19 protein-coding genes, 4 tRNA genes and 1 riboswitch are annotated in these 23,431 nt (G+C 70.5%); of the genes, 14 read left to right on the forward strand and 9 right to left on the reverse strand.

Annotated features, from left to right (window positions below; translation table 11 throughout):
* Positions 1–60: 60 nt before the first annotated feature.
* Positions 61–1,227: a glycogen synthase gene (glgA, locus tag ABFX55_RS22715; protein ID WP_346124021.1), complete on the reverse strand. Its 1,167-nt coding sequence runs from the start codon at positions 1,225–1,227 to the stop codon at positions 61–63.
* A gap of 73 nt (positions 1,228–1,300) precedes the next feature.
* On the opposite strand from glgA, the gene glgC reads away from it, so the two are divergent.
* The 5 genes from glgC (at position 1,301) to ABFX55_RS22740 (ending at position 8,165) form a co-directional block, all read left to right on the forward strand.
* A complete protein-coding gene (glgC, locus tag ABFX55_RS22720) occupies positions 1,301–2,536 on the forward strand; it encodes a glucose-1-phosphate adenylyltransferase (protein ID WP_183645681.1) in 1,236 nt (411 codons plus the stop codon).
* A gap of 266 nt (positions 2,537–2,802) precedes the next feature.
* Positions 2,803–4,185: a lipopolysaccharide biosynthesis protein gene (locus ABFX55_RS22725; RefSeq protein WP_346124023.1), complete on the forward strand. Its 1,383-nt coding sequence runs from the start codon at positions 2,803–2,805 to the stop codon at positions 4,183–4,185.
* Between the two features lie 11 nt (positions 4,186–4,196).
* Complete coding sequence (locus ABFX55_RS22730) at positions 4,197–5,309, forward strand: GNAT family N-acetyltransferase (protein ID WP_346124024.1); 1,113 nt, start codon at positions 4,197–4,199, stop codon at positions 5,307–5,309.
* Complete coding sequence (locus tag ABFX55_RS22735) at positions 5,309–6,469, forward strand: DegT/DnrJ/EryC1/StrS family aminotransferase (protein ID WP_346124026.1); 1,161 nt, start codon at positions 5,309–5,311, stop codon at positions 6,467–6,469. Before ABFX55_RS22730 ends, ABFX55_RS22735 begins: the two co-directional genes overlap by 1 nt.
* A 172-nt stretch (positions 6,470–6,641) precedes the next feature.
* Positions 6,642–8,165 carry a hypothetical protein gene (locus ABFX55_RS22740; protein WP_346124028.1) on the forward strand — a complete coding sequence of 508 codons (1,524 nt, stop codon included), beginning with the start codon at positions 6,642–6,644 and terminating at the stop codon, positions 8,163–8,165.
* Here ABFX55_RS22740 and ABFX55_RS22745 read toward each other — a convergent pair.
* The 5 genes from ABFX55_RS22745 to ABFX55_RS22765 all read right to left on the reverse strand — a co-directional run bounded on the left by ABFX55_RS22745 (position 8,094) and on the right by ABFX55_RS22765 (position 14,240).
* The gene (locus tag ABFX55_RS22745; RefSeq protein WP_183645686.1) at positions 8,094–9,206 is read right to left on the reverse strand and encodes a mechanosensitive ion channel family protein; all 1,113 of its coding nucleotides are present in this window, start codon (positions 9,204–9,206) and stop codon (positions 8,094–8,096) included. The two genes, ABFX55_RS22740 and ABFX55_RS22745, sit on opposite strands and share 72 nt — an antisense overlap.
* A gap of 13 nt (positions 9,207–9,219) precedes the next feature.
* Positions 9,220–10,215 (reverse strand): ribonucleotide-diphosphate reductase subunit beta, encoded by a 996-nt coding sequence (locus tag ABFX55_RS22750; RefSeq protein ID WP_346124029.1) that lies wholly within the window; start codon positions 10,213–10,215, stop codon positions 9,220–9,222.
* The gene (locus ABFX55_RS22755) at positions 10,215–12,383 is read right to left on the reverse strand and encodes a ribonucleoside-diphosphate reductase subunit alpha (RefSeq protein WP_346124031.1); all 2,169 of its coding nucleotides are present in this window, start codon (positions 12,381–12,383) and stop codon (positions 10,215–10,217) included. Before ABFX55_RS22755 ends, ABFX55_RS22750 begins: the two co-directional genes overlap by 1 nt.
* 87 nt (positions 12,384–12,470) lie before the next feature.
* Positions 12,471–12,651, reverse strand: a riboswitch (cobalamin riboswitch).
* Between the two features lie 4 nt (positions 12,652–12,655).
* Positions 12,656–13,564, reverse strand: a complete 909-nt coding sequence (locus tag ABFX55_RS22760; protein ID WP_346124033.1) for a tripartite tricarboxylate transporter substrate-binding protein — start codon at positions 13,562–13,564, stop codon at positions 12,656–12,658.
* A 91-nt stretch (positions 13,565–13,655) separates the two neighbouring features.
* Complete coding sequence (locus tag ABFX55_RS22765) at positions 13,656–14,240, reverse strand: ArsR/SmtB family transcription factor (RefSeq protein ID WP_346124035.1); 585 nt, start codon at positions 14,238–14,240, stop codon at positions 13,656–13,658.
* Between the two features lie 79 nt (positions 14,241–14,319).
* Here ABFX55_RS22765 and ABFX55_RS22770 point away from each other — a divergent pair, with 79 nt between their 5' ends.
* Positions 14,320–15,726 (forward strand): alpha/beta hydrolase family protein, encoded by a 1,407-nt coding sequence (locus ABFX55_RS22770; RefSeq protein ID WP_346124037.1) that lies wholly within the window; start codon positions 14,320–14,322, stop codon positions 15,724–15,726.
* A 20-nt stretch (positions 15,727–15,746) separates the two neighbouring features.
* Here ABFX55_RS22770 and glmS read toward each other — a convergent pair whose 3' ends face one another.
* Together glmS and ABFX55_RS22780 are read right to left on the reverse strand one after the other, a co-directional pair.
* Complete coding sequence (glmS, locus tag ABFX55_RS22775) at positions 15,747–17,567, reverse strand: glutamine--fructose-6-phosphate transaminase (isomerizing) (RefSeq protein WP_183645692.1); 1,821 nt, start codon at positions 17,565–17,567, stop codon at positions 15,747–15,749.
* Positions 17,568–17,585: 18 nt separating this feature from the next.
* Positions 17,586–17,861: a hypothetical protein gene (locus tag ABFX55_RS22780; RefSeq protein ID WP_183645693.1), complete on the reverse strand. Its 276-nt coding sequence runs from the start codon at positions 17,859–17,861 to the stop codon at positions 17,586–17,588.
* A gap of 216 nt (positions 17,862–18,077) precedes the next feature.
* On the opposite strand from ABFX55_RS22780, the gene ABFX55_RS22785 reads away from it, so the two are divergent.
* From ABFX55_RS22785 to ABFX55_RS22815, 7 genes are all read left to right on the forward strand, one after another.
* Positions 18,078–19,892 (forward strand): N-acetylmuramoyl-L-alanine amidase, encoded by a 1,815-nt coding sequence (locus ABFX55_RS22785; RefSeq protein ID WP_346124039.1) that lies wholly within the window; start codon positions 18,078–18,080, stop codon positions 19,890–19,892.
* Between the two features lie 83 nt (positions 19,893–19,975).
* Positions 19,976–20,047 (forward strand) — tRNA-Gly (locus tag ABFX55_RS22790).
* Positions 20,048–20,062: 15 nt separating this feature from the next.
* Positions 20,063–20,133 (forward strand) — tRNA-Cys (locus ABFX55_RS22795).
* 51 nt (positions 20,134–20,184) lie between these two features.
* A tRNA-Gly gene (locus ABFX55_RS22800) sits at positions 20,185–20,256 on the forward strand.
* Positions 20,257–20,278: 22 nt separating this feature from the next.
* A tRNA-Val gene (locus ABFX55_RS22805) sits at positions 20,279–20,353 on the forward strand.
* A gap of 220 nt (positions 20,354–20,573) precedes the next feature.
* A complete protein-coding gene (locus ABFX55_RS22810) occupies positions 20,574–21,197 on the forward strand; it encodes a restriction endonuclease (protein WP_346124041.1) in 624 nt (207 codons plus the stop codon).
* Positions 21,198–21,282: 85 nt separating this feature from the next.
* Positions 21,283–21,762: an NAD(P)-dependent oxidoreductase gene (locus tag ABFX55_RS22815; RefSeq protein ID WP_346124043.1), complete on the forward strand. Its 480-nt coding sequence runs from the start codon at positions 21,283–21,285 to the stop codon at positions 21,760–21,762.
* On the opposite strand, the gene ABFX55_RS22820 is transcribed toward ABFX55_RS22815, so the two are convergent.
* On the reverse strand, positions 21,756–22,373 hold the full coding sequence (locus tag ABFX55_RS22820) for a TetR/AcrR family transcriptional regulator (protein ID WP_346124045.1): 618 nt from the start codon (positions 22,371–22,373) through the stop codon (positions 21,756–21,758). The two genes, ABFX55_RS22815 and ABFX55_RS22820, sit on opposite strands and share 7 nt — an antisense overlap.
* 72 nt (positions 22,374–22,445) lie before the next feature.
* Here ABFX55_RS22820 and ABFX55_RS22825 point away from each other — a divergent pair, with 72 nt between their 5' ends.
* Positions 22,446–23,423, forward strand: a complete 978-nt coding sequence (locus tag ABFX55_RS22825; RefSeq protein WP_346124047.1) for an SDR family NAD(P)-dependent oxidoreductase — start codon at positions 22,446–22,448, stop codon at positions 23,421–23,423.
* Positions 23,424–23,431 lie beyond the last annotated feature (8 nt).

Here is a 23,431-nt window from a genome sequence, read left to right on the forward strand (position 1 = left end):
CCGGGGGTGAGGAGGCGGTCAGACTATAGGATCACATACCCGGGTGATCGGGATGTCCAGTCAGCCGCCGAGGGTGGCATACAGCTGCATGGTGCGGTCGGCGATGCGCTCCCACGAGAAGTGCTCGACCGCGCGGGCCCTGCCCGCCAGGCCGAGTCGCCTGGCCCTGGCCGGGTCGCCCAGCAGCGCGTTGACGCGCTCGGCGAGGTCGGCCTCGAACCTCGCCGGATCGTCGGGGGTGCCGTCGCGGCCCTGCTCGATCGGCACCAGCAGCCCCGTCTCGCCGTCGGCCACGACTTCGGGGATGCCGCCCGTCGCGGTGGCGACGACAGCCGTCTCGCAGGCCATCGCCTCCAGGTTGACGATCCCCATGGGCTCGTAGACCGAGGGGCAGACGAACACGGTAGCGTGCGTGAGCAGCTGGATGACCTCGGGCTTGGGCAGCATCTCGGAGATCCAGAACACCCCGTCGCGGCCCAGGCCCTCGACCAGCCCGCGCACCTCCGCGGCGATCTCCGGCGTGTCGGGCGCGCCCGCGCACAGCACGAGCTGCGCCCCCTTGTCGAAGGAGCGGGCTGCGCGCAGCAGGTGGACCAGCCCCTTCTGCCTGGTGATCCGCCCGACGAAGACGACGTACGGCCTGCTCGGGTCGATGCCGTGCTTGTTCAGCACCTCGAGCCCGCGGTCGGGGGCGTACTCGACGGTGTCGATGCCGTTGTGGACGACGCTGACCCTGCCCGGCTCGATCTCTGGGTAGGCCGCGAGCACGTCGCGGCGCATGCCCTCCGACACCGCGACGATCGCGTCGGCCGAGGCCAGCGCGGTACGCTCGGCCCACGACGACAGCGTGTAGCCGCCGCCCAGCTGCTCGGCCTTCCACGGCCGCAGCGGCTCGAGGCTGTGGGTGGTGACGACGTGCGGCGTGCCGTACAGCATCTTGGCGACGTGCCCGGCGAAGTTGGCGTACCAGGTGTGGCTGTGCACCAGGTCGGCGCCCTCGCAGGCGGCGGCCATCTCCAGGTCGACGCCGAGCACCTGCAGCGCGGCGTTGGCGCTCTCGAGGCCGCCGGGCACCCGGTAGGCGGACACGCCCTCCGCTTCCCTGGCCGCGCCGAAGCAGCGCACCCGTACGTCGGCAAGACGTCTGAGCTCCCTGGCGAGGTACTCGACATGCACCCCTGCCCCGCCGTACACCTCGGGCGGGTATTCACGACTCAGCAGATCCACGCGCACACCCGCGACCCTAACGCACCGGTGACCGGACCTGCGTTGACCGCCCATTTCGGGGTAGCGTCACGCCATGACGTCGCCCAGGGTTCTCGCAGTCGTGCTAGCCGGTGGAGAAGGTAAGAGATTGATGCCGCTCACGGCCGACCGGGCAAAACCGGCTGTGCCGTTCGGCGGGATGTACCGGCTGATCGACTTCGTGCTGTCGAACCTCGCCAACGGGCACTACCTCAAGATCGTGGTGCTGACGCAGTACAAGAACCACAGTCTCGACAGGCACGTCTCGCAGACCTGGCGGCTGTCGGCCATGCTGGGCAACTACGTGACACCCGTCCCCGCGCAGCAGCGGCTGGGCCCGCGGTGGTTCTCAGGCTCGGCCGACGCGCTGTTCCAGAACCTGAACCTGATCTACGACGAGATGCCCGAGCATGTCATCGTCTTCGGCGCCGACCACATCTACCGCATGGATCCCCGGCAGATGGTCGACCAGCACGTCGAGTCAGGCTCGGACGTGACGGTGGCGGCGATCAGGCAGCCGCTGTCGCTCGCCGACCAGTTCGGCGTGATCGAGACCGACCCGCAGGGCCGCAGGATCGTGGCGTTCAGGGAGAAGCCGAAGGACGCGGTAGGCCTGCCCGACTCCCCCGACGAGGTCTTCGCCTCGATGGGCAACTACGTCTTCAGGACCCAGGCCATGATCGACGCGCTGCGTGAGGACGCGCTCGACCCGACCAGCAAGCACGACCTCGGGGGGAACATCATCCCGATGCTGGTCAAGTCCGGCGGCGCCGACGTCTACGACTTCGCCGACAACCTCGTGCCAGGCTCCACCGAGCGCGACCGCGGCTACTGGCGCGACGTCGGCACGCTCGACGCCTACTACGAGGCGCACATGGACCTGATCTCCGCGCACCCGGTCTTCAACCTGTACAACGACAGGTGGCCGATCTACACCGGCCACGACCCGCTGCCGCCCGCCAAGTTCGTGCACAACGAGGGCGACCGCGTGGGCCGCGCGATCGACTCGCTGGTCTCGCCGGGCGTCATCATCTCGGGCGGCACCGCCGAGCGCTCGATCCTGTCGCCCCGCGTGGTCCTGCACTCCCACTCCCTGGTGGAGGACTCCGTGCTGATGGAGAACGTGAAGGTGGGCAGGGGCGCCATCGTCCGCAAGGCCATCGTCGACAAGAACGTCGTCATCCCCGACGGCGCGCGCATCGGCTTCGACCTCGACTACGACCGCACCCGCTTCGCCGTCACCAAGGGCGGCGTCGTGGTGATCGGCAAGAACGAGATCGTGGACCGTTAGCCGGCAGGCGGCTGCCGGTCCGCGGGAGCCGGGCGGCAGAAGGCGGTGCACCCCGGTGGCCGGCGACCTCGGCCACCGGGCCAGGCTGAGGGCCACCGGCACCGGCCGCAGCCGGCGGCCGAGTCTTACGGCGCCTGGTCGCGGCCCTGGGCGGCACCGCGGCCCGGCGCCCTAGGAGCGAGGCGGCGAGGGCCGCCGGCTCACGGTGGATAACGAGTAGCTCACGATGCGCTACAGGCCGCCGATCTTCGGACATGATGGTCGGCATGGCGAGCGAGGTCCCCGGCGACGACGACCGGGTGAAAGTGCCGGGCAAGGCCGCCGCAAGCGGCCGGGGCGACGATGGGGCCATGCCGAACGCCGCCGCCTCCCCCACGCTGGCCGACCGGCTGCGCAAGGACCTGCGCAACCCCCTGTTCCTCCAGGCCTACGCGCTCATGATCAACACGGCGATCACCGCCGTGCTGGGCCTCGGCTACTGGGTGCTGGCCACCAGGCTCTACTCCCCCGCCGCCTTCGGCGAGGGGCAGACGATGATCAGCGCGATGCGCCTGTTCTCCTCCCTCACCGGGCTGGCGTTCGTGGGCGCGATGGCGAGGTTCATCCCCGTGGCGGGGCGGCGCACCTCCGAGTTCGTGCTGCGCGGCTACGGCATGGCGGGCGCGACGGGGGTGGTGGCGGCGCTGGGGTTCCTGCTGACGCTGCCGCTGTGGGGCCCGGCCTACGCCCAGCTCGGCGGGTTCGGCCCCGGCCTGTTCTTCCTCGTCTCCGTGCTGGTCTGGACGATCTTCACGTTGCAGGACGTGACGCTGGCGGGGCTGCGCAGGGCGGTCTGGGTCCCGGCCAACAGCCTCGGCTTCGGGCTGGTCAAGATGGTCCTGCTGGCGGCCCTGGCGTTCGCGCTGCCCGAGGGCGGGCTGTTCGGCGGCATCTTCCTGTCGTGGATCATCCCGACCGCGATGGCGCTGATCCCGATCAACTGGTTCATCTTCAGGCATGCCATCCCCCGGCACGTGGAGCGGACCGAGGACGACCCGCCGCGCCTGCGCGAGATCGGCCGCTTCCTGGCCGGAGACTTCCCCGGCGCGCTGTCGTTACTGCTGACGCTCTACCTGGTGCCCGTGCTGATCGCGGCCTGGCTCAACGACGCCACCGTCTTCGGCTACTTCTCCGTCACCCACACGCTGGGCTGCATGATCGGCCTGCTGGCGGCCAACATGGCGGTCTCGCTCACCGTGGAAGGATCGTTCCACCCGGCCGAGCTGGCCCGCAGCGTGCGCAACGCGCTGCGCCGCACCGTGCTGATCGTCGTGCCGATCGTGGCGATCGTGACACTGGCCGCGCCGCTGATCCTGACCGTCTTCAGCGCGGAGCTGGCCGAGGCGACCTCGCCGCTGCTACGGCTGATGGCCCTGGCGGTGCTGCCCGGCATCCTGATCGAGATCCACCTCAGCACGCTGAGGACGCTGCGCCAGGCCAGGCGGCTGGCGATCGTCCAGATCGGGCTCGCCGTCATCATGCTGGGCCTGATCGCGGTCCTCTTCCCCCTCGCGGGGGTCACCGGCGTGGGTTACGCGGTCCTGGCGGCCAACGCCGTGGTGGCCCTCGCCGTCGTGCCACATCTTCGAAGGGTCGCCGTCGTCTCCTAACAAGGTGGGTCATGCAGCAGCTCGACAGGAAACACCACTCCGTATCGGTTGTTCGGCCCGACGAGCTCGGCGAGAACGAGCTCAGCGCCTGGCGCGGCATGCAGGCCGCGCAGCCACATCTGGCCAACCCCTTCCTCAGCCCCGAGTTCACCCTGGCCATGGGCGAGGTCAGCCCGTCCGCGCGGGTCGGGATCCTGAGCGACGAGGAGGGCTTGGCCGGCTTCCTCCCGTTCGAGTTACGCGCGAGAGGAGTGGGGTCGGCGATCGGCGACTGGGTGTCGCTGTGCCAGGGCGTGGTCCATCGGCCGGGCGCCGCCTTCGACGCCGACGCGCTGCTCAAGGGGCTGGGCCTGCACGTGTGGGAGTTCGGCTGCCTGGTCGAGCGGCAGCCGTGGTTCGCGCCGTACGAGACGCTCTCGCAGCAGAGCGTGGTCCTCGACCTTTCGGCGGGTTACGCCGAGTACGCCCGCGCGCTGGCCGGGCGCTCGCCCAAGTTCTACAAGAGCACGCTGTACAAGGAGCGCAAGCTCGGCAGGGACGCCGGCGAGGTCAGCTTCACGTTCGCCTCTCGTGAGCCGGACGACTTCCGCACGCTGCGGGGGTGGAAGTCCGACCAGTACCGCCGCATGGGCCGCGCCGACCGTTTCGGAAAGCCGTGGGTGGTGGAGCTGACCGAGCGGCTGCACGCGATCGACACGCCGTCCTTCGCCGGGCCGCTGTCGATGATGTACGTCGGCGGCAGGCCCGTCGCCGGGCACTTCGGCCTGCGCTCGGACTCCGTCCTCGTGGGCTGGTTCCCCGCCTACGACCCCTCCTTCGCCAAGTACTCCCCCGGCCTCATCCAGCACCTGCGCATGGCCGAGGCGGCAGCGGCGGCGGGGCTGCGCGCCATGGACCTCGGCATCGGCACGGGCTCGGAGTACAAGGAGGCGTTGCGCAGCCACGGCGCGCCCGTCGGCGAGGGTGTCGTGCGCCGCCGCACCCTCGGCGCCGCCGTGCACCGCGCGCGTCACGAACCCGTGAGGCTCGCGCGCAGGTTCGTGCTCGAGACCCCCGTTCTCTACAGGGCCGCCGACAAGGTGCTTCGCGCGTACGGGACACGCGCGTCCGCCAGGGGCCGATGATGCGCGACAGGATCGGGCAGGACTGCCTCCACGTGCCGTCGGCCAGGTTCGGCCTCCTCCTCGCGCTGCGTCACTGGTTCAGGCCCGGCGAGCGGGTGCTGCTCGCCCCGACCAACTGCGAGAGCGTGCTGTTCGTGGTGCTGGCGGCCGGGCTCATCCCGGTGATGGCGCCGGTCTCGTGGCGCGACGGCAACCTCGACGTCGAGTCCGTCGACTGGAGCGGCGTCTCGGGGGTGCTCACCACCCACCTGTACGGCCAGCCCGACCGGATGGACGCGCTCACGGCGGCCTGCTCGCGGCACGCAGTGACGATCATCGACGACGCCGCGCACGCGATGCTGACGACCGTGCGGGGCCGCCCCGCCGGCACGTTCGGGGCGGCGGGGGTCTTCAGCCTCGCCAAGCACGGCAGGGCGATGTCGGGAGGCTTCCTCACCTGCCCCGACCCCGCGGACCTGCAGGCCCTGGCGGCCGCGCGCGACGAGCTGCTGGTTCCCGGCCGCCAGCTGCCCGCGGTCCTGCGTCCTGTGATCAGGGAGACGATCTACAGGACCGGGCTGGTCAGGCCGGTATGGAACGCTCTGCGGCGTCTGGGCCTCGTGCGGTGGACCGGACACCGCCTGCCCGCCCGCGAGCCCGACCTGCGCGCGGCGCTCGACGGCCTCGGCCGCCCCGGTGCGGACGGCGAACACGGCGACATGGAGAAGGCGCTGACCGCGCTCGACTACTGGCTGTCCATCGATCTGGCCGACTGGCGGATGCGGCAGGGCCCGTTCCTGCGCCGATACCAGCGCTCTCGCTTCAGGGTGATCGACCGCGAGCGGGAGCCCCGTCTGGCGGGGGTCAGGCTGCTGCGTGAGACGCCGTGGGCCGCCGAGGGGGTACGGCACGCCGAACCCCAGCCCCTGCTGCGGGTGCCGCTGGTGGTCGAGGACAGGGACACCGTCGTCGCCCAGCTGGAGCGGCGGGGCGTCGTGCCCGGCTTCGTCTACGACCCGCCGCTGGGCGACTATCTCGACCTGGTCGCGCAGGGGCCGGACCCCGAGGTGGCCCGCTGGTGGACGAGCCATGTCCTGCCCGTCGACCCGCTGCGCGCCCGGCGGGTGGCCGGACTGCTCGCCGACCTCAAGGTCCGGCCCGCCGTTCCACCAGACGTCTGACCCCGGGCGCGGCTGGCGTGGGTCCAGGCCCGGGGCTCCAGGAGTTCACATCCAGCCGGGGGGCGCCATTCCCGCCGGTCAGACCTGAGAAAGAAATGGACCTTTCTCTCTCGCGAACACTCACAAAGGTAATAGCGCAATTCGCGAAACCGCCACACATTAAAATTCTGGCGTGCGCAGATTATCTCCCGCAGAACGCCGCCTGTGGCGGGCCTTCCCCACCGGCGCGTGGGTCGATCTGCGGGAGGGCGACAAGGAGCTCGACGATCCCGCGCAGGCCGGCCGATGGGGGCGCGAGCGGGAGGTGCGCGCCGAGGTGATCGCCGCCCTGCTCCTCGGCGCGGTCGAGCGCACCCCCGGGCAGGTGCCGGGGGTACGGCTGGCGGGCGCCCGCGTGACCGGTGTCCTCGACCTGTCCGACGCGGCGATCGACGCCACGCTCTACCTGCTCAACTGCCACCTGGCCGAGACGGTCGACCTGACCGACGCCACGACCAGGGGCGTCCGGCTGCGCGGCTGCGAGCTGGCCAGGTTCAGGGGCTCGCGGATGCGGGTGGACGGCCTGTTCGAGCTCGACGGCTCCACGGTGCACGCGGGCGTGCGCCTCGACAACGCGCGCGTCGAGGGGCAGTGCCGCCTGTCCAGGGCGGTGCTGACGGCGCCGCCGCGCCGCATGACGACCTCCGAGTCGGCCTTCGGCGACGTTCGCGAGCCGGAGGGCGACGCCGGCAACACCATGCACGAGTGGGCGCTGTGGGCGGGAGGGCTGTCGGTGGGCGGCGGCACGTTCCTGCGCGGCCTGCGCGCCGACGGCGCCCTCCGGCTGATCGGCGGAGACTTCCCCGGCGGGCTCTACCTGGAGGGCGCCCACGTCGGCGCGGTCAACGCCGACTTCGTGACGGCGGGCACGGTCGAGCTCAGCCGGGGCTTCACGGCGGAGGGCACGGTCAGGATGCGCGGCGCGCGGATCGACGGGGTGCTCTCCCTGCACCACGCCTCGGTGCGGGCCGAGGGGCGGGCGCTGCACCTGAGCCACATGCAGGCCGACGAGGTGATCATGCGGCCCGACGAGGTCGTGGGCGAGGTCAACCTGGGCTACTCCCGCTTCGGGGTGCTGCTCGACGCGCCCGACGCCTACCCGGGCCAGGTGCAGCTCAACGGGCTGAGCTACGAGACCCTGCGCGGCGAGTGGACCGTGGCCGAGCGGCTCGACTGGTTGCGCCGCGACCCCGACGGGTACCGGCCACAGCCGTACGAGCAGCTGGCCTCGTGGTACCGGCGCATCGGGCACGAGCCCGACGCGCGGCGGGTGCTGCTGGCCAAGCAGCGCGAGCGGCGCGGCACGCTGCGCGCGCCCGGCAGGGCGTGGGGGCGGCTGCTCGACCTCATGGTCGGCTACGGCTACCGCTCATGGCTGGCGGGGTTGTGGGCGGCGCTCCTGCTGGCGGCAGGAACGGCGATCTTCACCAGGGTGCCGCCGGTACAGGTGGACCCCGACGAGGTGCGCACGTTCAACCCCTTCGTCTACTGCCTCGACCTGCTGGTGCCGGTCAGCGTGTTCGAGGTGCGCGGCGCCTACGAGCCGGCGGGGTGGACGGCCTGGGTGGCCTGGACGCTGGTGGTGTCAGGCTGGGTTCTGGCCACCGCGCTGATCGCGGGCGCCACGCGGGTCCTTCGGCCAGCCCCCGGGTCCTGAGTCGGCGAACGCGCCGTAGGAGGAGCTCTCCACCCTGAAACGGGGCAGCGCGTGCGGGTGGTTGGCCCTGAGGTAGGCCACCAGGTGCTCGCGGGCGTCGGCCTTCAGGTCCCAGACCGAGGCCGAGTCGGCCGCGCTCATCAGCGCGCGCAGCTCCACCAGGCCGTTGGGCAGGACGTCGGTCACCTGGAGCGTCCAGTCCTTCTGGTCCCACAGGGGGTGATCCTTGATGAAGCGGTGCAGTTCCTCACGCAGCTCGGGGACCGGCACCGACCAGTCGACCCTGATGTAGACGTGTCCGATGACCCTGCTGCCGTGCCTGGTCCAGTTCTCGAACGGGTTCTGGGTGAAGAAGGAGACGGGGAAGACCAGCCTGCGCTCGTCCCACGAGCGGACCACGACGTAGGTGAGCGTGAGCTCCTCGATCCTGCCCCATTCGCCGTTCACCACGACCACGTCGTCGAGCCGCAGCGCGTCGCTGAAGACGAGCTGCAGCCCGGCGATCATGTTGCCGATCGTGGACTGCGCCGCGATGCCGATGATCGCGCCGAAGATGCCCGCCGAGGCCAGCAGTCCTGCGCCGAGCGCCCGCACCTCGGGGAAGCTGAACAGCGCCGCGCCGAAGGCGATGACGATGATCACCGCGGCGGCGACCCTGCGGACCAGGGCGATCTGGGTCCTGGTCCGCCTGGCCCTGCGGTTGTCCTCCTCGACCCGCTCCAGCTGGTCGAGGACGAGGTCGGTGACCGCGTAGGCGGCCTGGATCACCAGCCACGTGACCACGGCGATGGTGATGACGCCCATGAACCGCTCGACCAGCGGCTCGGCCGACCTGCTGACCATGTTGGGGGTGAAGGCGGCGTTGAAGGCCACCACGGCCGCGACCGCGAACCCGGGCCATGTGCACCTGCGCACGAGGTGTCCGATGAAGTCCCAGGTTCGGCCTGCCTTCAGCAGCAGCCGCCGAACCAGTTCGACTCCCACGACGGCTGCGAAGACGGACCCGATGAGGAGGAGCCAGTCCGTCGGCGACACAGTCATGCCCCCTAATGTCTCAGAATGTCTCGTCGAAGGTCACATTGCCCTCCACCGCCACCTGGTATGCCGAGACCCTGCGTTCGAAGAAGTTCGCCAGCTCCTGCACGTCCTGCAGCTCCATGAACCCGAAGGGGTTGGCGGTGCCGTACCTGATCGGCATGGACAGGCGGCGCAGCCGCTGGTCGGCGACGTACTCAAGGTACTCTCGCATCTGGTCGACGTTCATTCCCGACATGCCGTCGCCGCACAGGTCGCGGGCGAAGGCCAGCTCGGCGGCCACCGCCTCCTCGAGCATCAGGGTGACCTGCTCGCCGAGCTTGTCGTCGAACAGGTCGGGCTCCTCCGCCCTGACGGTGTCGACGACGCTGAAGGCGAACTCCATGTGCATCGACTCGTCGCGGAAGACCCAGTTGGTGCCGGTCGCCAGGCCGCTGAGCAGCCCGCGGGAGCGGAACCAGTAGACGTAGGCGAAGGCGCCGTAGAAGAACAGGCCCTCGATGCAGGCGGCGAAGCAGATGAGGTTGAGCAGGAAGGCCCTGCGGTCCTGCTTGGTCTCCAGGCTGCGCAGGTCGGCGAGGGTGTCGATCCAGCGGAAGCAGAACTCCGCCTTGTCGCGGATGGAGGGGATGTTGTCGACGGCGGCGAAGGCCTTGACGCGCTCGTCGGGGTCGGGCAGGTAGGTGTCGAGCAGCGTCAGGTAGAACTGCACGTGCACCGCCTCCTCGAACAGCTGCCTGGACAGGTACAGGCGGGCCTCGGGCGCGTTGACGTGCTGGTAGAGGTTGAGCACGAGGTTGTTGGCGACGATGGAGTCGCCGGTGGCGAAGAAGGCGACCAGGCGGTTGATCAGGTGGCGCTCCTGCGGCGTCATCTTGGCCAGGTCGGCCAGGTCGCTGTGCAGGTCCACCTCCTCGACCGTCCAGGTGTTGCGGATGGCGGCCCGGTAGCGCTCGTAGAAGTCGGGGTAGCGCATCGGGCGCAGGGTCAGGTCCATGCCGGGGTCGAGCAGCATCACTGGCAAGCCTCGCAGATCTCGGGGTTCTCAAGGGAGCAGGCGACGGCCTCGGCCTCGGCGGGGACCAGGGCCTGCACGGTGGTCTGGGCGATGCGGGTGGCCGGGCGCGAGCGCAGGTAGTACGTCGTCTTCAGCCCCTGCTTCCACGCGTAGGCGTACATCGACGACAGCTTCCCGATCGTGGGGGTCGCCATGAAGAGGTTGAGCGACTGCGACTGGTCGATGTACGGCGTCCGCGCCGCCGCCAGGTCGATGAGCGCCTTCTGCGGCAGCTCCCACGCGGTCCTGTAGAGGGTCTTCAGCTCGGAGGGGATGCCCGCGATGTCCTGGACCGACCCGTCGGCCCGCTTGACGGCGTCGCGCATCTCCTGGGTCCAGAGGCCGAGCCGCTGGAGATCGGTCACCAGATACCTGTTGACCTGCAGGAACTCCCCCGAGAGGGTCTCGCGCTTGAAGACGTTCGACACCTGCGGCTCGATGCACTCGTAGCAGCCCGCGATCGAGGCGATCGTCGCGGTGGGCGCGATGGCGACCATCAGGGAGTTGCGCAGCCCGGTCCTGTCGATCTTCTCGCGCAGGGCCGTCCACGCGGGCGAGGAGCCGAGGCCGTAGTGGTCGGGGTGCAGCACGCCCGCCGCGGCCCGCGTGTCGCCGTAGGAGGGGTGGCGGCCCCGCTCGACCGCCAGGTCGGCGGAGGTGTCGTAGGCGGCCAGCGCGATCTCCTCGGCGATCCTCGTGGACAGCGCGAGGGCCTCGGGAGAGTCGAAGGGCAGGCGCAGCGAGAAGAAGACGTCGGCCAGGCCCATCACGCCCAGCCCGATCGGCCTCCAGCGCAGGTTGGCGGCCTCGGCCTCGGGCGTCGGATAGAAGCCGAGGTCGATCGTCCTGTCCAGGAAGCGCACCGCGGTCCTGACCGTGGCGCGCAGCCGCGTCCAGTCCATCGACTCCCCTGCCAGGTGGGCGGCGAGGTTGATGGAGCCGAGGTTGCACACGGCGGTCTCGCCGTCGCTGGTGACCTCGAGGATCTCGGTGCAGAGGTTGGACAGGTGGATGACGTTCTCGGGGCGGGCGGTCTGGTTGGAGGCGCGGTTGGCGGCGTCCTTGAAGGTCATCCAGCCGTTGCCGGTCTGGGCGAGCGTGCGCATCATGCGGCCGTAGAGGGTGCGCGCGGGGATCTGGCGGGTGTGCAGGCCCTCGGCCTCCGCGGCCCGGTAGGCGGTGTCGAACGCCTCGCCGTACAGGTCGGTGAGGTGCGGCACGCGCTTCGGGTCGAACAGCGACCACATGGCGTCGGCCTCGACGCGGCGCATGAACTCGTCGGGGACCCAGTTGGCCAGGTTGAGGTTGTGGGCGCGCCTGGCCTCCTCGCCCGTGTTGTCGCGCAGCTCCAGGAACTCCTCGATGTCGGCGTGCCAGGTCTCCAGGTAGACGCACGCGGCGCCCTTGCGGCGGCCGCCCTGGTTGACGGCGGCGACGCTGGAGTCGAGGGTGCGCAGCCACGGCACGATGCCGTTGGAGTGGCCGTTCGTGCCCTTGATCAGGGAGCCGCGGGAGCGGACCCTGGTCCAGGAGATGCCGATGCCCCCCGCGTACTTGGAGAGCCTGGCCACCTGGCCGTACCTCTCGTAGATGCCCTCAAGCTCGTCGCGCGGCGAGTCGAGAAGGAAGCAGGACGACAGCTGCGGACGGCGTGAGCCCGAGTTGAACAGGGTGGGCGAGCTCGGCAGGTACGACAGCGTGGACATCAGCGCATACAGCTCGGCGGCCTCGGCGACGGAGGCGGACAGGCCGCACGCGACGCGCAGCATGAAGTGCTGGGGCCGTTCGAGCACCCGCCTGGTCTCGGGGTGGCGCAGCAGGTAGCGGTCGTAGACGGTGCGCAGGCCGAAGTACTCGAACCGGTCGTCGGCGCTCTCGTCGATCAGCGCGTCCAGCTCGGGTGAGTGAGCGCTCACGAACGCGGCCAGGCCGTCCTGCAGCAGGCCCGCCGCGTGGGTGGCGGCGACCGACTCGGAGAAGGTGCGCACGCCGTGCGTGGCGGCCTCGTCGGCGATCTCCTCGGCCAGGAGCCTGGCGGCGACCTTCGAGTTCTCAGGGTCGGCGATCACCCTGGCGGCGGCCTCCTCGATGGCCAGCCTGCGGTCGACCTCAACGATCTGTGTCACGCTCTCTCCTCGCGAGCTCATCCTCGTGAGGGCAGGCGAGAGCACGCGGGCATGCCGCGTCACCCCCGGGCCCTCCCTCGAGGCCCTGGACAGGTCATACCGCTGGCAGGTCTTCGGACTCGCGGGCGCTGATCACATGCCTACTGGCCGTCGCTTCCATGACGGCGGTCGTTCCCGCTCACCGCTGCGGGGCAGTCCTGGTCTCGCACCAGGTTCCCTTTTGCTCCGCCCCTTTGCGAGGGGGCGAACCAGCGACGTCCAGGATCCTACATCTAGTGGCCGCCGACGCAACCACGCCCACAGGTTGTGTCGAGGAGGCCGAGTTCGCCCAGCACCGTGCGCGTCCTCGCGGTCTCGGATTTGAGCCACACGCCGAAGTCGTCGCCGAGCAGGGGGATCGGCGTCCACCCCTTCACGCGGCACGCCTTCAGCCACCGCTCGGACCTGACGACCTCGTCGAGCAGGTCGACCGCCCTGGCCTTCTCGCGCTCGCCCATCCCGTTCGGCCCGAGCACCGCGCTCCAGTCGGTGAAGTCGACGCGGGCCCCCGACTCCAGCAGCGTGGGCGCGTCGATCCCCTCGATCCGCTCGGCCGACGAGACGGCCAGCACGCGCAACCTGCCCTCGCCGATCCGCTCGCGCCACTGGCCCAGCGGGCCCGCCGCCACACCCGCCTTCCCTGCCAGCAGCGCGTCGGCCGCGTCGGCGCAGGTGGGGTAGCCGGCGTAGTCGAGCACTCTCGCGTCGGCGCCGAGCCCTCGCGCGACCAGCCCGAACAGCAGGTGGTCCGACTCCCCCTGTTTCCTGCCCGCCAGGGCCGTCTCTCCCGGAGAGGCCACCAGGTGCGCGGCGAAGGCGTCGAAGTCGCGAAAGCGGGACTTCCCGGGGACCACCAGCACCTCGACGTCCCCGATGAGCCTGGCCAGCGGGGCGCCCCGCTCGCCGACCCTGTTCATCTCGGCGGCGGCCAGGGCGGGCAGTCCCGTGACGGTGAGCCGGGTGCCGTCCTGCGCCAGGTCGGCGGGGTCGAGCAGGCTGGACAGCGTCTCGGCCACAGGCTCCCACGTGGCGCCCCCCGCCACGAAGAAGAACCTGGGCGCGGGACGGCCCGGCTCGGTGCCGCATCCGGTCAGGCACGCCAGCGCCCCCAGTGCCCCCGCCACGAAGTCCCGACGGCGCATGCGCGCCCTCCCCCGCTTCCGGTCCCGACTGCCCCATACAGCACGTTATCGGTACATCACAGCGAGTTAATCGGCAGGGTGGCCGTTCGGCTCATTCCTCCCGTGCGGGCGGGGTGGGCAGGTCCGCGGGCAGGGCCAGCAGACGCAGGTACAGGGGTCTGGCGCCCGGCGGGACGTCGGTGGCCCTGTGGCTGTACTTCTTCATCAGCGCCAGGTACTCCTCGAAGAACGCCTCCAGCTCCTCCAGCCGCATCCTGCCGAGGCCTCTCGAGACCTTCACCCAGGCCGGATCGGCCTCGTAGGCGGCGGGCAGCAGGTCGAGCAGGATTCCCTTGTCCTCCTCGTACCCGATTCTGTGGAACTCGGCCAGCACGGGACGGTCCTCGGGCGCGAGCTCGGCAGGCAGCGGCAGCCGGATGTCACCGGTCTCCACCCGCCGCCACCACCGCTCACGTCCTGCCGAGCGCTCGGCGATCTCCTCGATGAACCCGTACTTCTCCAGCTGGCGCAGGTGGTAGCTGGTGGTGCCGGTCTTGGCGTCCAGCAGCGAGCCGAGCGTGGTGGAGGTCGCAGGCCCGTGCAGCCCCAGGTGGCGCAGCATGGCCCGGCGCATCGGATGGGCAAGCGCCTTCAGTCTGCCCGGATCATCCAGCACCCACGGCTTGTCATCCTTCATGAGGAGGAGCCTAATACTCCAGAAGGATATCTGCAGAGAAGCCTTTGCCGAGAGATCTCTGCAGACTACTGTCGGCGATATGAAGCGATTCCTGGTAACGATCGCGGCGGCGCTGGTCGCGCTGGCAGCGCCCACGACAGCCGCGCAGGCGGCGCCCGTCCCCGACGGGCTGGTCTCGAAGGAGGTGAGCTTCACCGGCGGCGGCGGGCTCGCCCTGCACGGGACGGTCCTGTCCCCAGACCAGAGCTCGGCCGGCAGGCCCGGCCTCGTCCTGGTCCACGGGGCGGGAACCGGCACGCCCAGGACGAAGCTGATGACCGAGGCCACCGAGTTCGCCAGGCGCGGCCTCAGCGTGCTGGTCTACGACAAGCGGTCGGAGGGCTACTCCCTGTTCGAGCGCTCCTACTCGACACTCGCCGACGACGCGCTCGGCGCGGTCAAGGCGCTGCGCGCCCAGCCGGGCGTCGATCCCGCCAAGGTCGGCGTGTGGGGGCTGAGCGAGGGCGGCTGGGTGGCGCCGCTGGCCGCCGGCCGCTCCTCTGACGTCGCCTTCGTCGTGCTGGTCGGCGCCAACGCGCACCAGCCGCTGCGCCAGCAGGCGTGGGCGGTGTCGGCGGGCTTGAAGAAGGCGGGCGTGTCCGGCCCGCTGGCCGACAGGACCGTGCCGACGATGTACAGGGCGATCGCCGACGGCGGCCTGTTCCCCGAGCCGTGGTTCGATCCGCTGCCGACGCTCGGCCGGGTGCGCCAGCCCGTCCTGGCCGTCTGGGGCACGCACGACCTGCTGACCCCGCCCGCCGAGACACCGCCGCTGATGGCGGGGGCGCTGGCGCGCGGCGGCAACGGGCACGTGACCATGCGCATGTTCGCCGGCGCCGACCACGCCGCCCACCAGAGCCCTGACGGCGGCGTCACCAGGCTCCCCGAACTGGCCCCCGGCTACGCCGACCTGGTCGGCTCATGGGTGAAGCAGGTCGCGGAGGGCAGAGCGCCGCGCACCCAGGACACCGTCCAGGGCCCGCGCGCCAGCCAGGCCTCCTTGACCGTCGAGACCCCGCCGCCGGCTTGGTGGGAGTCGGCTCCCGTCCAGACCGCCGCGCTCGTGCTGTTCGTCGTCGCCTTCCTGGCCTACCCGATCACCGCGCTGGTCCGCAGGATCAGGGGCACCTCCGTGCCGTCGGGAAGGGCGCCTCGCGTGCTGGCCTTCTCCGGCCTCGCCGTCAGCCTGGGCGGATTCGGCTATGTGATGTACCTGCTCATGACGGGCGGCAAGCTGGCCGCGCCCGGCCCCGTCCTGGCGGGGCGGCCGGTGCTCTGGCTGCTGCTGCAGGCGCTGGCCTTCACCGCGGCCGTCGCCACCGTCCTCACCGCGCTCGCCTGGCGGCGCGCGTCCGGCCGCTCCGAGCGGGTACGGCTGGGCGTGCTGGCGGCAGGCGGCGCGGTGATGATCCCGTGGGCCTTCTACTGGGGCCTGCTGCTCCCGTGAGGACCGCAGGCCGCGGGGTCCTACTCGACGGTGACGCTCTTGGCGAGGTTCCTGGGCTTGTCGACGTCGCGCTCCAGCGCGACGGCGGCGTGGTAGGCCAGCAGCTGCAACGGGATCGTGAGCAGGATCGGGTCGAGCTCGATCTCGTTCTTGGGGATCACGATCACGTCGTCGGCCAGCTTGGCGTCGGGCTGCCTGTGCCCCACCATCAGCACCCGCCCGCCGCGCGCCCTGATCTCGCCGAGCGTCGTGAGGTTCTTGTCCAGCAGCTCGTCGTCGGGCACGATCGCGACGGTCGGCATGTCGGGGCCGATCAGCGCGAGCGGTCCGTGCTTGAGCTCGCTGGCGGGGTAGGCCTCGGCGTGGACGTAGGAGATCTCCTTGAGCTTCTGCGCCCCCTCGCGCGCCACCGGGTAGCCGCGCACCCTGCCGACGAACATCATGCTCGGGTGGTCGGCGTACTTCTTGGCCAGTTCGGCGATGCGCTCGCCCTGCTTGAGGATCTGCTCGATCTGGTCGGGCAGCTTGCGCAGGCCCTCGACGATGCGCCTGCCGTCGGAGGGCGACAGGTCGTGCACGCGGCCGAAGTGCAGGGCCAGCAGCGCGAAGGCGATCGCGGTCGAGGTGAACGCCTTGGTCGAGGCCACCGAGACCTCGGGCCCCGCGTGCAGGTAGATGCCGCCGTCGACCTCGCGGGCGATGGCGCTGCCCACGGCGTTGACGATGCCGATGACTCTGCCGCCCTTGCGCTTGATCTCCTGAACGGCCGCGAGCGTGTCGTAGGTCTCGCCCGACTGGCTGATCGCGACGTACAGGGTGTCGGGGTCGATGACGGGGTTGCGGTAGCGGTACTCGCTGGCGGGCTCGGCGTCGGCGGGGATGCGGGCCAGCTCCTCGATGAGCTGGGCGCCGATCTGCCCCGAGTAGTAGGCGCTGCCGCAGCCGATGATCTTCACCCGGCGGAAGGAGCGGGTCTCGCGGGCGTCCATGTTGAGGCCGCCCAGGTGGGCGATGTGGAAGCGCTCGTCGAGACGGCCGCGCAGCGTGCGGGCGATCGACTCGGGCTGCTCGGAGATCTCCTTGAGCAGGTAGTGCTCGTAGCCGCCGGTGTCGTAGTGGCCGGCGTCCCAGTCGACGGTCAGCGGCTCCTTGGCGGTCTCGCGGCCGCCGCTGGCGAAGGTGTGGAAGCCGTCGGCGGTCAGGACCGCCAGCTCGCCGTCCTCCAGGTGGACGACCTGGCGGGTGTAGCGGACCAGCGCGGACACGTCGGAGGCGGCGAACATCTCCTTCTCGCCGAGGCCCAGCACGATCGGGCTGCCGTTGCGGGCGACGACGATCTCCTTGGGCCGCTCGGAGTCGACGACCGCGATGCCGTAGGTGCCGACGATGCTCTTGAGCGCCTTCCTGACCGCCTCCTCGAGGGTCTCGGTCTCGGCGACCGTACGGGCGATCAGGTGCGCGAGCACCTCGGTGTCGGTCTCGGAGACGAACTCCACGCCCTCGGCGACGAGCTTGGCGCGCAGCTCGTCGGCGTTCTCGATGATGCCGTTGTGCACGACGGCGATGCGCTCGTCGGTCGACAGGTGCGGGTGGGCGTTCTCGTCGCTCGGCACGCCGTGGGTGGCCCAGCGGGTGTGCCCGATGCCGAGCGTCCCCTTGAACTTGGCGGGTACGGCCTTGGCCAGGTCAGCCACGCGGCCCTTGACCTTGCGCAGCTTGAGGCCTCTGTTGGACACCACCACACCAGCCGAGTCGTAGCCGCGGTACTCCAGACGCTGGAGTCCCTCCAGCAGGATCGGGGCCGCGTCCTTGGGGCCGACATAGGCGACGATTCCGCACATGCAAGTCTCCTCTGTTTGTCATCCGTAGACGATCCGGCGGAGTTGCCGCAGGGACAACTCCGGGGGCGCCATGCGGCGCGCCGGCAGCTCGGCCGCGATTCTCGGGAAGATCTCGTCGTTGGTGAGGCCACGGGACTTCAGCTCCCCGTGGCGTCGCCGTACGAACTCCTCGACGGTCTCGGAGTAGTACGACAGCACCTCCGCCACCACACGCGCGGCCTCTCCAGGACCGAGCGGACTCGTCCTGGTCAGGTGCGCGATGAGGTCCTCGTGTTGAGGCCGGGCCGTGGACACAGAGGAGGACACTACGCAGGGATCATCAGTCACGCCAACATCCTGCCCGAAATCGGGCAGGATTAGTCGTCTTCGCCGCGACACGCCCCGAGCGATCCTGCCGAATCCGCCGGGGAGGCCGTCGATTCCGGCCGAAACGCAGCTTCAATCGGGAGGATCGGACCAGGACGGCACTACTCTACGTAGCTAACTGATATCGCTACGTAGGGGGATGTCATGCTGCTCTGGGCCGCCGCGGTTCTCGCCGCCAGTGCCGCGGGGGGTCTGCAGGACGACGCCCGAGCCGCGGCCGCGGAGTACGGCGTTCCTGAGAGCGTGCTTCTGGGTGTCTCCTACCTGGAGTCGCGATGGGACTCCCACGGCGGCCGGCCGAGCGTGTCGGGCGGCTACGGCCCGATGCACCTGGTGGACGCGGCCGCCGTACCGAAAGGCGGCCATCACCATGTCGGCGACCCGCGAGGTGACGGCGCGCGGCCGATGCGCATGACCGCTCCCCTGCCGCCCGCGCGGCCCGCCGAGCAGACGCTGCAGCGGGCGGCGCGCCTGACCGGGCTGCCGCCCGACGTGCTGCGGCGCGACAGGGCCGCCAACCTCAGGGGCGGCGCCGCGCTCCTGGCCGACGAGCAGCGCAGGCTCGGCGCCCCGCTCAGCTCCAACCCCGTCGCCTGGCACGGCGCCCTCACCCGCTACGCCAACGCCGGCTTCGCCAACGAGGTGTTCGAGGTGCTGCGCGAGGGCGCGGGACGCAGGACCGACGACGGCTCGCTCGTGCGCCTGCCCGCCACCCCGGTGCCCTCCTTCAGGACGGGCAGGTCCACGGCGGCCGAGTGCCCCTCCGAGCTGGCCTGCGAGTGGATGCCCGCAGCCTACGAACGCACCGGCAAGGGCGACTACGGCAACCACGACAGGCTCGGGTCCAAGCGGCGCGTCGACTACATCGTCATCCACGACACCGAGGGCACCTTCCGCGGCATCCCCACGCTGGTCAAGAACCCCAAGTACGTGAGCTGGCACTACACGATCCGCTCGCGCGACGGCCACGTCGCCCAGCACGTCCGCACCAACGACGTGGCCTGGCACGCCGGCAACTGGGACGTCAACTCCCGCTCGATCGGCATCGAGCACGAGGGCTACCTGGCCAAGGGCGGCACCTGGTACACCGAGGCGATGTACCGCTCCTCGGCCGACCTGGTGCGCTACCTGGCCGACAAGTACGGCGTGCCGCTGGACAGGGCGCACGTCATCGGCCACGACAACGTGCCGGGCACCACCGCCAAGACCGTGCCCGGCATGCACGAGGACCCGGGGCCCTACTGGGACTGGGCGCGCTTCTTCGCCCTCATGGACGCTCCCATCCAGGGCGACGGCGAGGGTGGGGGCGAGGGCGAGGGAGAAGGCGAGGGCACGTCGGTGATCATCAATCCCGACTACGCGAACCACCAGCCCACCTTCACCGGCTGCGTGAGCAAGACCTCCGCCAAGCTCTGCAAGCCGCAGGGGGCCGCCAGCGTCTGGCTGCACACCGAGCCCCGCTCCGACGCGGCCCTGGTCGACGACGCGGGCAAGCGCCCCGGTGCCGGCTCCACCTTCAGCGTCTACGACCACAGCGCCCGCGCCACCGCCGGACAGCGCTACGCCCTCGCGGGCACCAGCGGCGAGTGGACGGCCATCTGGTACCTCGGCCAGAAGGCGTGGTTCCAGAACCCGCCCTCCAGCCCCACCGCGGTCCGCGCGAACGGTCCGCTGGTCACGCCCATCAAGGACAAGGTCAAGGTGTACGGCAGGGCCTACCCCGAGAGGTCGGCCTACCCCTCGGGCGTGCGCTACCAGGAGCACGCCCCGCTGCCCTACACCCTGCGCAAGGGCCAGTACTACTCCCTCGCCCAGACGCTGAAGGGCTCCTATCTGGCGGCGGGCTCCTACAACCCGGCCAAGCACGTCACGGTGCGGGGGAAGCTGCGCTACCACCAGATCCAGCTGGGGCACAGGGTCATGTTCGTCAGGGCCGACGACGTCCGGGTGATCTCCTGAGAATCGCGCCTTCCATGCGCACACGCACTCCCGAGAGGCGATATTGTTTTCCCGTGGCCGGTGAGCACCTCGCCGGAACGCACGCGGAAGTGGCTCAGTGGTAGAGCATCACCTTGCCAAGGTGAGGGTCGCGGGTTCGAATCCCGTCTTCCGCTCGGAGACGATCTCCTGGTGGAGTGGCCGAGAGGCGAGGCAGCGGCCTGCAAAGCCGTCTACACGGGTTCAAATCCCGTCTCCACCTCGGTGCGTGACGCGGAACCTTCAGGATCCGCTAAAGTAGTGTGAGCGCCATGCGGAAGTGGCTCAGTGGTAGAGCATCACCTTGCCAAGGTGAGGGTCGCGGGTTCGAATCCCGTCTTCCGCTCTGAGTTTTACCAACTCAATACGGACGATTAGCTCAGCGGGAGAGCGCTTCCCTGACACGGAAGAGGTCACTGGTTCAATCCCAGTATCGTCCACCATCCGCTAACGCGGGTCAGACACGCTCTGGCCCGCGTTTCGTCTTTCCGCGAGAAAACCGATCGCCCCCACCAGCCGGGCGATCTATCGTCGGACGCCTTCGTTCCCGAATCGAGGAGCCCGCCATGGGCGACCGCCCCGCGTAGTCTCTCCGCCCGATTTTGTCGGACCCCTGGCTCACACTCCCATCAACAGCCTTCGGGGAGAGGGGAGCCGGACACGATGGCACGCCGGAAGGGCAGGAGGCGTCAGCGGAAGGGGCGGGAGATCGATCTCGTCCTGTGGGGTGGCGGAGCGGTCGCCGCCGTGGTGGGGGCCAGAGCGCTGTTCGGCTTCGTCGGCGAGCACTGGCCGCTGTTCGCGGCGGCCGGGCTCGTGGCGGCGGTCGCCGCCGTCGCCTTCCCCCTGATCCGTGCCCGCAGGGTCGCCCAGCGGCAGCGGCAGTGGTTCGCCGACCATCTGGAGCTGGCCCGTGTCGACGAGCTGTCGGGTTCCGACTTCGAGACGCTGACCGCCGAACTGCTGCGCAGGGACGGCTTCCGCCACGTCAGGGAGCTGGGCCGGGCCGGCGACATGGGGGTGGACGTCACGGCCGTCGGCCCCGACGGACGGCGGTTCGCCTTCCAGTGCAAGCGCTACGCGGGGACGGTGGGCTCCCCCGAGGTGCGCAACTTCCTCGGCGCGCTCGCCCACACCTTCGCGGGGCACACCGGCGTCCTGGTCACCTCGGGCCGCCTGACCCGGCACGCCATGGCCGAGGCGAGCGCGGCGAAGCTGATCCTCGTCGAACGCGACCGGCTCGCGGGCTGGCTCCGAGGGGACGTCCCGCTGGAGCTGCGGCACTGAGGAGCCCGTCCGCACCGGGAGGGGATGTCACACTTGCGGCGCGGTGTCGCTCTCAGGGTGCAAGCGATCAGGAGGGCGAGATCACATGACAGTCCACATCCCGCAGGAAACGAAGCTCACGATCTTCGGGGCGACCGGCAGAGTCGGCCGGCACGTCCTCGAGCAGGCCGTCGCGGCGGGCCACGACGTCACCGCGGTCGTCAGGAACCCCGGCAAGCTCACCACGCCCGTGCAGACCGTCGTCATGGACATGCGCGCGCCCGAGCCCGTGGCGCTCAAGTCCGCGCTCGACGGGGCCGATGCGGTGCTGTCCTGCCTGGGCCCGCAGGGCAGGGCCGAGCACGGCATCGTCTCGACCGGCACCAGGGCCGTCGTCGAGGCGATGGAGGCGGCAGGCGGACGCCGCCTGGTGGTCATCAGCGGGGTGGGGGTGTCCACGCGGACCGCGTACGGTCGCAACCTCAGGGGCGCCTTCCGCATCTCCCGCGCCGACGCCGCGCACCTCATGCTCGCGCTGGTCGGCCGGCCGGAGGCGGTGCGGCAGACGGTCACCGTCGCCTACTGACCGGTCAAGGCGCGGAAGTCGCCGACGGCCAGGCCGGCGGCGCGCCGCATGGCGGCCACCACGCGTTCGGGCGGGTCCTCCCGGCTCACGCTCACCGCCGCGGCCGCGGTCACGGCGCCCACGACGGAGCCGACCACCGCCGCGGCCGCGACGGGGTCGAGCGCCTCGGGATAGACCCTGCGCAGGGCGTCGGCGATCAGCGCCTGCGCCTCCGCGAGACGTCGCAGCATCCGCGCCTGCAGGTCGGGCACCGACACGATGAGCTGGACGCGGCTGTAGGCGACGCCGCTGACCAGGTCGGTGTCACCTGTGTGGGTGATCATCTGGTTGACCGCGCGCAGCAGCAGGTCCGTGAGGTGTTCGCCGGGCAGCGGCTGCTCGAAGACGCGCACGCCGAGCGCCATCCGTTCGGAGACCTCGGCCATGACCAGGTCCTCCTTGGCGGGGAAGTGGAGGAAGAAGGTCCTGACCGACACCTCGGCGGCGGCGGCGATCTGCGCGACGGTGGTCTGCTCGTAGCCCTGGCTCCTGAACAGCCCCATGGCCGCGGTGATCAACGCCTCGCGCGTGCGCCGCTTCTTGCGTTCGCGCAGTCCCATGTCCTGACTCACGAGAAGCAGGTTACTGCATCACGTGAATAGCTACATTGACTGCATTAATACATTGAGTGTAGTCATAGAGGCATGGGAACTCTCGAAGGGCGTGTCGCCCTCATCACCGGAGCCGGGCGTGGGATCGGCAGAGAAGAAGCGCTGTTCTTCGCGAAGGAGGGCGCGAAGGTCGTGGTCAACGACCCGGGCGTGGAGATCGACGGGACGGGCGGAGACGGCGCGGTCGCCCACTCCGTGGTCGAGGAGATCGTCGCCGCGGGCGGGCAGGCCGTCGCCAACCTCGACGACGTCACCGACTGGCACGGCGCGGAGCGCATGGTCGCCACGGCGGTGGAGACCTTCGGCGACCTGCACGTCGTGGTCAACAACGCGGGCATCGAACGGGTGCGCAGCCTGGTCGCCACCTCGGAGGAGGAGTTCGACGCGGTCATCGCGGTCCATCTGAAGGGCAGCTTCGCCGTCAGCAGGTTCGCCGCCCGCCACTGGCGTGAGCAGTACGACCTCGGTGTCCGCGTCGACCGCTCCCTCGTCAACACCGCCTCGGGCTCGGGCCTGCTCAACCCGCTGCCGCTGCACACCTCGTACGCCGCAGCCAAGGCGGGCATCGCGGCCATGACCACCGTCCACGCGCTCGAACTGGGCGGCTACGGCGTCCGGGTCAACTGCCTGTCCCCCTCCATGGCGCGCACCCGGCTGACGATGGAGGTCCCCGGCATGAGCCAGAGGCCGGCGCCAGGCGCGTTCGACCCGTTCCACCCCGCCGCCAGTGCGCCGGTGGCGGCCTATCTCGCCGCGGCGGGCTGCCCGCTCACCGGGCAGGTGCTGACCGTCAGAGGCGGCAACGTGTTGGTCAACAAGGGCTGGTCACCGGGCCCGCACGTGGAAAAGGAGGGACTGTGGACGGTCGAGGAACTCGCCGCGGAGTTGGAGCGACTGCCGTACGACGATCCCTTCGACAAGCTGGCACAGGCGCTCGGCGGGGCGCTCGGCGGCGAGGGGCGTGAGCGGATCCGCGCCATGATCGACGCCGCCCTCGCCGAGCACGGCTGACCGCGCCG

It is taken from the genome of Nonomuraea roseola (assembly GCF_039535395.1).
Lineage (GTDB): Bacteria > Actinomycetota > Actinomycetes > Streptosporangiales > Streptosporangiaceae > Nonomuraea > Nonomuraea roseola.